This is a genomic window from Methylacidiphilum sp. Yel (assembly GCF_004421185.1).
GTDB lineage: Bacteria > Verrucomicrobiota > Verrucomicrobiia > Methylacidiphilales > Methylacidiphilaceae > Methylacidiphilum.
In genome coordinates, this window is sequence record NZ_LXQB01000021.1 from 45,943 (window position 1) to 58,053 (window position 12,111).

11 protein-coding genes and 2 tRNA genes are annotated in these 12,111 nt (G+C 42.8%); 2 read left to right on the forward strand and 11 right to left on the reverse strand.

Annotated features, from left to right (window positions below):
• Positions 1-3: 3 nt before the first annotated feature.
• The 3 genes from A7Q09_RS03895 to A7Q09_RS03905 form a co-directional block, all read right to left on the reverse strand.
• Positions 4-3,141, reverse strand: a complete 3,138-nt coding sequence (locus tag A7Q09_RS03895; protein ID WP_134389992.1) for a 4Fe-4S dicluster domain-containing protein — start codon at positions 3,139-3,141, stop codon at positions 4-6.
• Between the two features lie 77 nt (positions 3,142-3,218).
• On the reverse strand, positions 3,219-3,875 hold the full coding sequence (locus A7Q09_RS03900) for a cytochrome c3 family protein (protein WP_134389993.1): 657 nt from the start codon (positions 3,873-3,875) through the stop codon (positions 3,219-3,221).
• A 137-nt stretch (positions 3,876-4,012) separates the two neighbouring features.
• A tRNA-Met gene (locus A7Q09_RS03905) sits at positions 4,013-4,084 on the reverse strand.
• Positions 4,085-4,288: 204 nt separating this feature from the next.
• On the opposite strand from A7Q09_RS03905, the gene A7Q09_RS03910 reads away from it, so the two are divergent.
• Together A7Q09_RS03910 and A7Q09_RS03915 are read left to right on the forward strand one after the other, a co-directional pair.
• Positions 4,289-4,362 (forward strand) — tRNA-Pro (locus tag A7Q09_RS03910).
• A 21-nt stretch (positions 4,363-4,383) separates the two neighbouring features.
• A complete protein-coding gene (locus tag A7Q09_RS03915; protein ID WP_134389994.1) occupies positions 4,384-5,025 on the forward strand; it encodes a polyphenol oxidase family protein in 642 nt (213 codons plus the stop codon).
• A gap of 66 nt (positions 5,026-5,091) precedes the next feature.
• Here the strand turns inward: A7Q09_RS03915 and A7Q09_RS03920 are convergent, their stop codons facing one another.
• The 8 genes from A7Q09_RS03920 to rpmI all read right to left on the reverse strand — a co-directional run bounded on the left by A7Q09_RS03920 (position 5,092) and on the right by rpmI (position 12,085).
• The gene (locus tag A7Q09_RS03920) at positions 5,092-5,466 is read right to left on the reverse strand and encodes a hypothetical protein (protein WP_134389995.1); all 375 of its coding nucleotides are present in this window, start codon (positions 5,464-5,466) and stop codon (positions 5,092-5,094) included.
• A 16-nt stretch (positions 5,467-5,482) separates the two neighbouring features.
• Positions 5,483-6,490 (reverse strand): adenosyl-hopene transferase HpnH, encoded by a 1,008-nt coding sequence (hpnH, locus tag A7Q09_RS03925; RefSeq protein WP_134390012.1) that lies wholly within the window; start codon positions 6,488-6,490, stop codon positions 5,483-5,485.
• Positions 6,491-6,699: 209 nt separating this feature from the next.
• Positions 6,700-6,975, reverse strand: coding sequence for a twin-arginine translocase TatA/TatE family subunit (locus A7Q09_RS11115; protein WP_009060392.1), 276 nt, complete (start codon positions 6,973-6,975; stop codon positions 6,700-6,702).
• 56 nt (positions 6,976-7,031) lie between these two features.
• Positions 7,032-8,786, reverse strand: coding sequence for a (E)-4-hydroxy-3-methylbut-2-enyl-diphosphate synthase (gene ispG, locus A7Q09_RS03935; protein ID WP_134389996.1), 1,755 nt, complete (start codon positions 8,784-8,786; stop codon positions 7,032-7,034).
• Between the two features lie 19 nt (positions 8,787-8,805).
• Positions 8,806-10,242, reverse strand: coding sequence for an RIP metalloprotease RseP (rseP, locus tag A7Q09_RS03940; protein ID WP_134389997.1), 1,437 nt, complete (start codon positions 10,240-10,242; stop codon positions 8,806-8,808).
• Positions 10,243-10,277: 35 nt separating this feature from the next.
• Positions 10,278-11,438 (reverse strand): 1-deoxy-D-xylulose-5-phosphate reductoisomerase, encoded by a 1,161-nt coding sequence (locus tag A7Q09_RS03945; RefSeq protein WP_134389998.1) that lies wholly within the window; start codon positions 11,436-11,438, stop codon positions 10,278-10,280.
• Positions 11,439-11,470: 32 nt separating this feature from the next.
• The gene (gene rplT, locus A7Q09_RS03950) at positions 11,471-11,833 is read right to left on the reverse strand and encodes a 50S ribosomal protein L20 (RefSeq protein ID WP_134389999.1); all 363 of its coding nucleotides are present in this window, start codon (positions 11,831-11,833) and stop codon (positions 11,471-11,473) included.
• Positions 11,834-11,869: 36 nt separating this feature from the next.
• Positions 11,870-12,085 carry a 50S ribosomal protein L35 gene (gene rpmI, locus A7Q09_RS03955; protein ID WP_134390013.1) on the reverse strand — a complete coding sequence of 72 codons (216 nt, stop codon included), beginning with the start codon at positions 12,083-12,085 and terminating at the stop codon, positions 11,870-11,872.
• Between the last annotated feature and the right edge of the window lie 26 nt (positions 12,086-12,111).

The window sequence follows — 12,111 nt, forward strand, 5'->3', positions numbered from 1 at the left end:
TCTCTAGTTCTCTTTTTTACCTTCGGATTGGGTGTGAGGCGCAATCGAAGGATTTGGATTATTGATCCTTGCCAAATAAGTGATCCTAGGTCTTGTATTCAGCTCTTGCAAAATCCGATAAGCTCGCTCATTCTTTTTCCATTTAGTGACCGTGCTCTGTTGATCCATCAGATTCCCAAATATGATAGCTCCAGCTGGGCAAGCCTGCTGACAAGCCGTTTTCACAGAATCAGTAGGGATAGTTTTAGGCTCTGTACCTTTGGACTTTGCCAGAACCGTTATTTTTGCTTCTTCAATCCGTTGAACACAAAAAGTGCACTTCTCCATGACTCCCCGCATCCTAACGGTAACATTAGGATTTCTCTGAAGCTGAATAGTCAAAGGAGAACCTAGATCACCGAAAGGACCCAAATACAAATTTTCTATTTCAAAGGGCCCAATCTTCTTTTTCTTCAGCACATCTCTTTTATTGTAATCAAAAAAATTAAATCGTCTGACCTTATAAGGACAGTTAGCTGCACAGGCTCTTGTGCCAATACAACGGTTATAAACCATCACATTCAACCCATCTTTACTATGGACTGTTGCATAGACTGGGCAGACCGACTCGCAGGGAGCATTTTCACATTGCTGGCAAAGCATGGGTTCGAAAAACATCTGCAGATTTTCATCGCTCCCCTGATAATAATTATCTATCCTCATCCACTGCATAATCCGACCGCGCATAACCTGCCCCTTGCCTACAATCGGAATATTGTTTTCACTCTGACAGGCCACAACGCAGGCGTTGCATCCCACGCAGCTTCCCAAGTCAATAACCATACCCCATTGATAGGGCCCTCCCCAAACCCCTCCCCTATAAGCAGGACCTTTTTCTTTCTGGCCAGAATAAGGATTTTCATAAATGGAGACTTCTGGGATCTCTTCCGTCCCCTGCTCTGAAATAAAATCGGGATGCTTTCGGAAATACTCAAGCGAAGCTATCTTGACTAGCGGTCTTCCATGCATCAATTGATGTTCTTGAGATTTCGCCAAGTCATAAAACCGATTTGTTTTTTGGATCGTACAGTCACCAATCCACCAAAACTGTTCGGTTTTGGTAAGTGGATAAGCATTAAAGCCCACCCCTGCGGCCACTCTTAATTCTTTCTTCCGACCATACCCTAGGGCTAAAGATAAGGAATTGTCAGCATGACCAGGAACGACTAAGGTAGCCACCTCAATCCATTTTTCCCCAGAAACAATGCGCACGATTTCCGCCTTTCTTGAATCCGCTTTTCGGGCAAAAATGCCATAACGCTTAGCCGTATTAGGACTCATTAGCAAAGCGTTATCCCAGCAGAGCTTGGTCACGGTCTCAGGTAATTCTTGCAGCCATCCATTATTGGCTAAACTGCCTTCGTCCACTTTAGGGCAAGGATAGAAAACAAGTTCCAACTGCTCTTTATTGACTCTTTGAACTTTAAGATTTTCGACACTCTTGCTCCATTCTTCCCACTTTGGAACAGCATTTACAGATTGAGGTAAGGACTCTTTGTAAAATCCATCGTGCAATAGTTTTCTCCAAATAAGATCCTTATCAGCGTCTGCGGCAGGGAAAAGTTTAAAAAAAGTATCTCGGACTAGACGCAATCCAAGAGGCAGAGGAATAAAGGGAGGAGCTCCTGCCACTGGCGGTTGAGCCAACAGGGAGGGAGGAGTTGGTTCAGCCTCTTCCAAAGCCTCCCACCTCCCGTTCATAAAAGCAAAAAGTTCCAATAAACCGATAGATCCAAAAAGTGGTTCGATCAGAGGTTGTTGAGTAACGTAGAGCCCGCTGGAGGTTTTCGAATCTCCCCAGCATTCTAGGTAATGACTTAGAGGAATATGCCAAGTAGCATAGGCAGCTGTCTCATCGTTTAATAGCCCAAAATGAACAACAGAAGGAAGGCTGCGCTGTAGTTCAGGCCAATGGCTATCCCCTGGAGCATTATAAACTGGGTTAGCCCCAATGATAAGAAGCTCTTTGATTTCTTCTTTTTTAATCATTTCACAGAGTTCTAGGAAGCTAGCGCCTTCTGATTCTAGCTGGGGGATCAATCTCACTGCCTTTCTTTCTCCAAAGGCTTCGTTGATGGCAAAAACTAATAGTTGTTGCGATACTGGGGCCATCCGGCTTATCACTACCAGGGGTGCGTTTGCATCGGCCAAATCCTTAGCCAATACTTTTATCCAATTTATCAGCTCCGCACTCCAATCTGCGGGAATGCTAAAGGAAGTAATGGCGGGCTTTAAATTTTCAAAGCCTTTTTCTTGGGTCAAGAAGTAACACAAGGTTAACAAAAAAAGCTCAAAATCGGAGACTTTTAGAGCCAGCCGATGATCGGCCATTGCCCCAGTCACCGTCATCCTATTTTCGACGACATAAAGTCTATTCATCGAACTGGAGCTATCTTTTAGTTTTCTTGATTTCACAAATCCACGGATGGCCTCTACCCCCTCTTCAGCTGAACAGAAATCGCATCCTACAGAAAGAATGACATCGGCCTTCTCCCACTGGAAAACAGGGCTATAGGAAACTCCATAAAATCGCTTTATAGCCTCTTTTCTGTTCTCATTACCCACTGGATCATAAAAGGCGAAAGTCGCATGAGGACATTTTTCCAAAAATTCGGTTTTTAGCCGATCAAACGTAGGAGAAATTACAGGAAAAGAAAGTATAGCTACCCCTGCCCCTTTTCTATCATTCCACTGTTGCAGTTGAGATTTAAAAAAATCGATAAACTCTTTTTTGGATACCACCTCTCCGTTTCGGGTAATGCGCCCATCCCTATCCGGATCATAGAGATCTAGGATCGAAGCTTGCGTTTGCGTAGAGACTCCGTACTCAGAAAAGTAAGGGTTAGGATGGATATGGGTAGGCCTTCCCTCGTGAGATTCTACAAGGATTGGCTCGGCACCGTTTCGAGTCGGTCTGGAAGTAGCATAAAACAAGGCTTTTCCTGGTATAATCCATTCAGGACTATTGGTATAGGGCACAAGAAAAGCCTCTGGACGTCGGCATCCTGTCGCTGCTATTGATCCAGTCGCCATAGCCGCCGCCGAGATAGTCTTCAAAAAAGTCCTGCGGTTCATCTTCCCTTCTTCTTTCATCGCATCCATAATTATAAAACCTCTAATCCTCTTTTCCTTTTAAGAGCTGTTTTTATCTGAAGACCGTAATACTATAATCCATGTAATTACCTATGACAGGCATCACAATTTTCTGGTGGATGTATTCCCATTTCTTTTACTAGTTTTTTGCCAAGGAGCCGCTGGGTTTCTCCTTCATTCTCTGGCTTCCAATCCAAATCAAATACTTTATCCGGTGGCCTCACAAAGTATTCAGGATTTCTATGGCAATCCAAACACCAACTCATGCTTAAAGGCTGGTCGTGATAGACCTTCTGCATCTGATTGACCTTACCATGACAGCTCACACAACTTATTCCTCGGTTGACATGAGCGGAGTGATCAAAATAAACATAATCGGGCAGTTGGTGTATCCTTACCCACTTTATAGGCTTTCCTGTTTCCCAACTTTCTCGGAGTGGTGCCAATTTAGGGCTGTCCATTTTAATTTGCCTATGACAGTTCATACAAGTTTGTGTAGTCGGAATATTAGAAAAGCCACTTTTTTCAACATAACTGTGACAAAAACGGCAATCTAAACCAAGCTGATCGGCATGGAGAGAATGATCGAATGGTATGGGCTGTGTTGGCATGTAGCCAACCCTCGAGTATTTAGGCGTAAAATAATAGCTGATGCCCATCACAAATAAAAAACCCAGCACTACAATCCCTAAAAGTATTTTAGGAGGCAAATCGTTAGACTGCCGGTTAAATATATTACCCATTGATAACAATAATTGATCAAATTAGATAAGCTTCTATCTCTTTATTGCCAATCCTTTTTAAATAAAAAAGGAAAAATGAAAATTGGTTCTACATTTTTTCTGTATCTTATCCAATAATTGAGGCAATTTAGAAGAATTAGCAGGGGAGAGGATCGAACTCTCGACCTAGGGCTTATGAAACCCCCGCTCTACCACTGAGCTACCCTGCCATTAAAATAATTAATTATATTTTTTTTGTATAAGCATTATTACCAATTCTTTTAGGCATGATGTATAAAAAGAGTTCATTTTTCAACAACTATTTGACTGGTTCTCTTTTCTTTGAGAAGCCACTGCTCATTATTTTTGTTGAACACTGTTCTATGAGAAAAAAACTTTCCCAATTAATTATAAACTGCCATATTAAATTGCTCCGGGCTGTAGCGCAGACTGGTAGCGCGCTTGGTTCGGGACCAAGAGGTCCAGGGTTCAAATCCCTGCAGCCCGAAAAACTAGCAGGATAGCCTCAATGCCTACATTACAATGGGAGTTTTTCCCAGCCTTGACTGTTTTGCCGCTGAAACACGGCTTTTCTCTTCGTTATCCAAGAAAGCCAAACCAAGCAGCAAAAGAAGAGCATCTTTTAAGACCTTCTCTGAAGGCTCTTGGCCTTGACGAATCCATTCCCATAGCCACAGCTGGGCAGCCACATGGAGATGGTATTGCTGTTGTAAAAAACAAAAACCAACTGTTCTTTCCACAAGCCGATGGATTACTAACTGACCTATCCAATCTTCTTCTATGCATCCGTGTGGCTGATTGTGCGGCTCTGTATATCTACGATCCGCATTCTACAGCAATAGGGCTTGTGCATGCCGGCAAAAAAGGCACGCACTTAGAGATCGTTAGAAAAGCCCTCCGGCAAATGACCCACGTTTTCGGTTCGAAGCCAAGCGAGCTAATTGTCCAGATAAGTCCCTGCATTCGCTTTCCTCATTATGAGATTGATTTTCTCTCCGATATAATCCATCAACTTCACTCTGAAGGAGTGGAGCAGATTTTCGATGCGGGCAGCTGTACAGCCTGTAATCTCGATCGATATTTTTCTTACAGAGCTGAAAAAGGGAATACAGGAAGAATGTGGGCAGTTTTCCTCAAACAACCCCTCTAGATAATATTGCCAGAATTAATCCCAGGACCATCTCCGCAGGCAAAGATAGCCTAAGATAGCAGTCAATTAGTCCAGCAGGCCTGCCTGCTTCATTTCTGACTCGATTTTTTTGGCTTCTTCACGTCTTTCTTTTTCTTTTTTAGCCTTCCATGCTTCATAGGATTTCCCATCTGCTGGATCTTTTCCACTGAACGTCACGGCACAGATCTCTTCGATAGGAATACGACGCGCCGACTCTTCACCAGGAAGAAGCATTTCGACAAAAAAAGGAGCTTTTGTCAATTGCCTATTAAAAAGATAGCCTTCGATGGTCTGCCCCTGAACAAGTTCAAGAGTCACATCTCCCCGATAATCAAAGGCTGCTTCAAGAATTTCGATCTTTTGACTATCGTTTGAAAACACGTATTTTTCTCCGCTTAACACCTTTTTTTCTTTCCCCATACTCTGCTCTACTGCTTTACAAAGATAGTGTAGCTTTAACTGTCTTAGCAAAGCCTCTCCAAGATCCAAAAGTATCGTTCACTGCCGTTGCCTCATAGCCTGAATGAACCATACAGTTAGCGCACTTTGGATTGCCACTCCTAAAACCATATTTTTCCCAAGGAGTGGACTCCATAAGTTCCTTAAAGCTTTTGGCATATCCATCTTGGAGCAGATAGCATGGCTTCTGCCAACCAAAAACATTATAGGTGGGATTTCCCCATGGCGTGCAATCATACTCGATATTTCCTTGAAGAAATTCCAGAAAAAGAGGCGAAAGATTGAATTTCCAACTTTTTTTTCTGTCTTTTAAAATTTGTTTAAAAAGCTCTTTAGTTTTATTCCTTTGTAGAAAATGCTCCTGATCCGGCGCCTTTTGATAGCTGTACCCTGGCGAAACCATTATTCCTTCTATTCCCAAACGCATGGCTTCATCGAAAAAAGCTCTGACTCTTTCTGGATTGGCCCCATCAAAAAGGGTGGAATTGATCGTAACCCGAAAGCCCCTTTTCACCGCTTCTTTTATTCCTTCGACTGCTGTTTCATAGACTCCTTCCCGACAAACCGATTCGTCATGCTCTTCTTTGAGCCCATCCAAATGAATGCTAAAAGTCAAATACTTGCTTGGCTTGAATAAATCCAGCCTTTTCTTCAACAGAAGGGCATTGGAACAAAGATAAATATATCTTTTCATTCTAATTAACCCTTCGACGATCCGATCGATTTCCTTATGGACCAGTGGCTCTCCTCCAGCTATACTGACAATAGGAGCGCCACATTCTTCAGCCGCAGCCCAGCACTGCTCCGGTGTGAGCCTTCGATTAAGAATATGATCCGGATATTGAATTTTCCCGCATCCTGCACAAGCCAGATTACACCGGAAAAGTGGTTCTAACATTAACACAAGGGGATATCTTTTTACCCCTTTGAGTTTTTTCCCAATAACGTAACTGGCGACAGTCCAAACTTGAGATAAAGGCACCATAGTGAACAGGAGAATAAAAAAGAACAAAAAGAAAGTCAATGCCATAGTGTTTTTTTCTATAGAAATATTATGAAAAAACCTTAAAAGGCTTTGAGAAACCTTTTTCCTTAGAAAAAAGCAGCTCTTGACCGGTTAGTCCACTTTAGAAAAAAAATATAGACTCTCTCTCCTTCCTGTAGCTGAAAAGGAAAAAGTGTGCTATTTCTAGATTATGAGCTTTTATTGACTTCTTTGTCTGTGATCCGAGAGACAGTGCCTTCTGGAGAAGCAATCTTTGGAATATTCTGAGAAGGCTCTTCTGTTTCAACTTTAGCTGCCTGTCTTACTTCTTTTTCAAATTCTTCTTTTGCTTTATGGAATTCTCCTAAAGCTTTTCCTAACCCACGTGCCAACTCAGGCAATTTCTTGGCACCGAAAAGAAGAAAGACCACGACAAATATCCAGAACCATTCCGATCCTGATGGCAAACCAAATGCAAATGTCATAAAAAAACCATATCAAAAAAAAATTTTTTATCAATCGAACAAAATTATCGAATGCCTTAGGAGGGGGCATCGATCCACTTTCCTTCCTTTTTTATCAACTCAATCAACGCCTCTACCGCTTCAGCCTCAGGAATATTAAATCGCACTGCTTTTTTTCCTACATACAAATTAACCTTCCCCGGAGCCCCACCAACATAGCCAAAATCTGCATCTGCCATTTCTCCAGGCCCATTGACAATACAACCCATGACTGCTATTTTAAGACCCTTGAGATGGCCTGTTGCTTTTTTTATACGGGCCGTTGTCGATTGAAGATCAAACAAAGTTCTTCCACAAGAAGGACAAGCCACATACTCAGTTTTTACAATCCGATTGCCAGACCCCTGTAAAATAGAATAGGCTAAGACGAGGGCATAGGAAGGATCTGGATCCCGTCGTATTAGAATGGCATCTCCGATACCGTCACAAAGCAAAGCGCCAATATGAAGACTGGAAGCTATGAGGTTTTTTTCCTTATCGGAGGTATGCTGATCTCTCTCTGGGAAAAATGTATCTTTCAAAAGGATAGGGTGCCGGTCCCCTAAGATCGCCGCCAAAGCTCTAAAAGCAAAAATCGGTGGGTAAGGTGAGCCATCTTTGATAGTCACTAATTTTGTTGGTGATTCTTTTAAAGCTAAAATCGATTGGATATCATCCAGATCAAGCTCGATCACAGCAGAAGGATCATAGGGAAATTCAGCAAGAAACTCTTTACCAGGCGGATTGTTTCTAAGATAATCATAATGGGATAAAGGGACGGCTACACGCACGGGGGCTTCTCCCCCTATAGCTATGCCATAATCAAGCTGTATAGTAGGCCGCCTGTTATATTCGAAGGAAGGTTTAAAAGAAAATCCATTGACTTTAGGAGCGGGAGCGGCGGCCAACTCCTCAACCACGGCAATCAGTTTTTTGGCCACAGGAATTTCGTGCACGCTGCTTTCTGTTAAGGATACCCGTATAGTATCTCCAATGCCATCGGCTAGCAGAGAGCCTATACCAATGGCGCTTTTGATCCGACCATCTTCCCCATCCCCAGCTTCAGTAACTCCAACATGGATAGGATAATTCCAATCTTCGCCAAGCTTTTCGAGACGCTCCACAAGCTGACGATAAGCTGCAATCATAATTCGAGGATTAGAAGCTTTCATCGAAAAGACAATGTCATGAAAACCGTATTTCCTACAAATCGTGGCATATTCCAAAGCACTCTCGACCATACCATGAGGGGTGTCTCCATACCGGTTCATTATCCTATCGGAAAGAGAGCCATGATTGGTCCCGATACGCAACGCTATCTTTCTTTTGGAGCAAAACTCAAGAAGTGGCAGAAACGTTTGTTCTATTCTTCGAAGTTCTTCATTATATTCTTGGTCCGTATACGATCGAATGATAAATTTTTTTCGGTCGGAGAAATTCCCTGGATTGATTCTAATTTTTTCCACCCATTTTGCAGCTTCCATGGCTGCTTCGGGTTTAAAATGAATATCTGCGACAATGGGTACCTTACATCCCAACTGATCTAATCCCTTACGAATAAACTCAAGATTAGATGCATCCTTAACCGTAGGAGCCGTAATCCGGACAATTTGGCATCCGCATTCTACCAGCTCCATAGCTTCTTTCAAACAGCTATCCGTATCCATTGTATCAGAGGTGAGCATTGATTGAACGACTATGGGGTGATGCCCACCTAGCCCCACCGAACCCACCCGAACTTCTCGAACAGGTCTTCGTGTATATTCAAAAAAATTCCGTTTATAAGAGAACATGGTTGTTCCTCCATTTTCATTAGGGAGAATGAGGCTGTGGTGCCGGCTCTCCCTCCTTAGGATGGAATTTTAATTCTGGAATATTTCCTTTTGATTTCCAAGGAATTTCTTGAACATCGAAAAAGGTAACATAGAGCATATAGCCAATGAGGAGAGTTGCAAAGACGGTTTGCAAAGCTTCTAGCAACTTAAGGCTCAGAGGCCGGCCACGGATCCATTCAACCAATCCCAAAAGAATATGCCCTCCATCTAGCACTGGAATAGGGAATAAATTGATCAGCGCAGCATTAACATTGAAAAGGACACTGAACCAAAGAGCAAGCCTCCATCCATGCGGGCTTTCAAAGAGCATGTAATAAAATCTCATAATTCCTATTGGTCCACTCAAATGCTGAGGTTTGATGTCAGACTTGGGAGATAAAAGAGCTTGCAAAACATTGAACATCGCAGAAACACTCGCTTTGAGCTGTTCCAAAGGAGTCGGATGCGATAGGGTCATCTGGCCATTTAAATCCCACAGGATACCGATCCTTGGAACATTTTCTCCCTCTGGAAGCATGGGTTTGATTCGTACTGAAAAAGTCTTCTCCCCCCGTTTAATCAACAATGTCATTTCTTTTTGAGGATGGGAACTTACATAATCATTAAGTAGAAAGGGCGAATAGAGTTTTTGGCCATCTACTTCTAGAATCTGATCGTTTGGTTGAATAGAAGCGACATCGGCAGGACTCCCAGCAAACACCTTAGCAACCGTTGGAGTTTGAGCCGGCATGATAAAGATTTGTCTCAAACCTTTCCTCTGGAAGGCTGATTTTTCTTCTTTGACAGGAACAACATTAAAGCGCAACTTCTTTCCGTTTCTATCAACCTCTACGGCAATCGTCGATCCTTCGCTTCGAATGATATTCCAGGTAACTGAGTCGTTATCCATACCTTGGAATCTACAAACAGGATGGCCATCGATTGATATTATTTTATCCCCTGGTCGCAATCCGGCTCGATACGCGGGAGAGTCTTTCATGACATAGCCAATAACTGTTGTCATTTCGCTTTCACTCACCGGACGACCCACAACATAGACGACCAGAGCAAAGACAATTGCCAGAAGCAAGCTAAAAAGAGGGCCCGCCAGAGCTACGATAATTTTATCCTTTGGAGAGACCGGAGGCAGAGAGATTTTCTCTTTGCCATTGTCTTGCCCTTTATTGTCGTTAGGAATCATCTGAGGCAAGGCAACAAATCCCCCAGCAGGAATCCATCCCAAACTATAGGTTACCCCTCCAATCTCTTTTTTCCAAATGGGATGACCAAACCAAACCCCGAACCTTTCCACCACAAGCCCCCTCCATTTTGCTGCCAGAAAATGGCCAAGCTCATGGACAACAATCATAATGTTAAAAAGCAGGATTACTTCGAACAATATGACAAGAAAATGAAGGAGTGGTTTTAAGCCCATAGAAATATTTAAAAAGAAATTTATTCCACAACCGCTTAATGTCTAACTTCTTTTTTTATCCATTCTCTTGCAGCCATTCTTGAAAGCTCATCGGCCTGGATAATTTCTTCTAGCCCTGGATTCTGTATCTGCTGGTGGGTATCAAGAACATAGCTAACGCACTCCCATATTTGAGAGAAAGAAATTTTACCTTCCAAAAATGCTTCCACCGCCACTTCATTGGCAGCATTCAATGCACACGGATAAGTTCCGGCAGCCTCTCCAGCAAATCTTGCAAGCCTAAGAGCTGGAAAACATTTGTGATCTGGAGATTCGAATGTCAAGGTTCCGACTTCATATAAGTTTAATTGTCTTACGGGGCTAGGCAGCCTTTCTGGAAAGGTAAAAGAAAACTGGATAGGAAGGCACATATCCGAATGGCTAAGCTGTGCTATTTGAGAACCGTCACAGAACTCAACTAAAGAATGGACAATGCTTTGTGGATGAATGACGACATCGATCTGAGAATAAGGAAGAGAGAAAAGATGATGGGCTTCGATCATCTCAAGCCCTTTATTGAAAAGTGAAGCCGAATCAATTGTGATTTTCTTGCCCATTTTCCATGTGGGATGATTCAAGGCTTCTGCCACAGTCACTTTTTTAAGCTGTTCAAGAGTATAGCCTCGAAATGGTCCTCCAGAAGCAGTGAGAATAATCCTTTTGAGGGCCCGGCAATCTTCCCCTCGAATGCACTGGAAAATCGCACTATGCTCACTATCCACGGGAATGATCTGTACATTTTTTTCTCTTATCCTTCGCATCACGACTGCTCCAGCCATCACAAGAATTTCCTTGCTGGCAAGAGCGAGGAGAGCTTTCTTATCTATCGCCCTTAAGGTTGGTTCTAGTCCACCAGTCCCCACAATAGCAACAAGCACAATATCGGCCTCTACCTCCTCTATAAGGTCATTGAGACTGTTCGGGCCCCATAATCCCTTTGATGTGGCTAACTCATTGAACCATTCCGGCTTTGAAGAAGCTTTCCACAAAGCAAAGGCTTTGGGTTTAAACTCATGACACTGCCTTCGGAGTAATTCAGATTGGGTCCCTGCCGCAAGACCAACTATTTCAATACGTTCAGAAAGCTTTCTGGCTACTTCCAGAGCACTCCGCCCAATCGAACCAGTCGAACCTAAAATGACGACTTTTTTCCTCATGAAAGGAAGGAAAGAGCAATTCCTTAATATTTTTAACTAGCAGATTTCCCTTCCTTAGCCACCTCTAGAAACCTGTTGAAATCCTCACTAGATCGAACTGCCAGTTCTGCCAGCATTTTTCTATTCATTATAATTCCAACCTTCTTTAAAGCCTCCATAAACCGACTATAAGTTAATCCATTGTTTCTACAGGCAGCATTAATGCGTTGAATCCACAGAGAACGAAACTCCCTTTTTCTGGTTTTCCTATCCCTATAAGCCCAATACCTAGCTTTATAGAGGGCATCCTTGGCATATCTAAAAAGTTTACTCCTTCTCCCACGAAACCCGCGCGCACTCCGTAACAGCCTTTTACGCCGTTTGCGGGATACTACTGAATTTGTTGCTCTTGCCATATGCTTTTCCTCCCTTAGTCTCCTTGTACGATCCTTTTAGCGATTAGAAAAGGGGAGGCTTTCCTCAATTTTTTTTCGATCCGAACTATCTACTAGTCTCACTGAACCAATTCTTCTCATTCTTTTCCTATTTTTCGAGGATGCGAGATGTCGCCTCCCTGCACCATAATAAAGAATTTTACCGTTTGCCGATACCTTAAATCTTTTTGCGACTGATTTTTTTGTTTTTCTTCGAGCTATAGGTTTGGGCATTTCGATTTCCCTCCACACTTTAAACC

Excerpts from the sequence above, each read along its gene's own strand:
- A7Q09_RS03895 (WP_134389992.1), bottom strand. The coding sequence starts at position 3,141 with ATGGATGCGATGAAAGAAGAAGGGAAGATGAACCGCAGGACTTTTTTG.
- A7Q09_RS03900 (WP_134389993.1), bottom strand. The coding sequence starts at position 3,875 with ATGGGTAATATATTTAACCGGCAGTCTAACGATTTGCCTCCTAAAATA.
- A7Q09_RS03915 (WP_134389994.1), top strand. The coding sequence starts at position 4,384 with ATGCCTACATTACAATGGGAGTTTTTCCCAGCCTTGACTGTTTTGCCG.
- A7Q09_RS03920 (WP_134389995.1), bottom strand. The coding sequence starts at position 5,466 with ATGGGGAAAGAAAAAAAGGTGTTAAGCGGAGAAAAATACGTGTTTTCA.
- hpnH (WP_134390012.1), bottom strand. The coding sequence starts at position 6,490 with ATGGTGCCTTTATCTCAAGTTTGGACTGTCGCCAGTTACGTTATTGGG.
- A7Q09_RS11115 (WP_009060392.1), bottom strand. The coding sequence starts at position 6,975 with ATGACATTTGCATTTGGTTTGCCATCAGGATCGGAATGGTTCTGGATA.
- ispG (WP_134389996.1), bottom strand. The coding sequence starts at position 8,786 with ATGTTCTCTTATAAACGGAATTTTTTTGAATATACACGAAGACCTGTT.
- rseP (WP_134389997.1), bottom strand. The coding sequence starts at position 10,242 with ATGGGCTTAAAACCACTCCTTCATTTTCTTGTCATATTGTTCGAAGTA.
- A7Q09_RS03945 (WP_134389998.1), bottom strand. The coding sequence starts at position 11,438 with ATGAGGAAAAAAGTCGTCATTTTAGGTTCGACTGGTTCGATTGGGCGG.
- rplT (WP_134389999.1), bottom strand. The coding sequence starts at position 11,833 with ATGGCAAGAGCAACAAATTCAGTAGTATCCCGCAAACGGCGTAAAAGG.
- rpmI (WP_134390013.1), bottom strand. The coding sequence starts at position 12,085 with ATGCCCAAACCTATAGCTCGAAGAAAAACAAAAAAATCAGTCGCAAAA.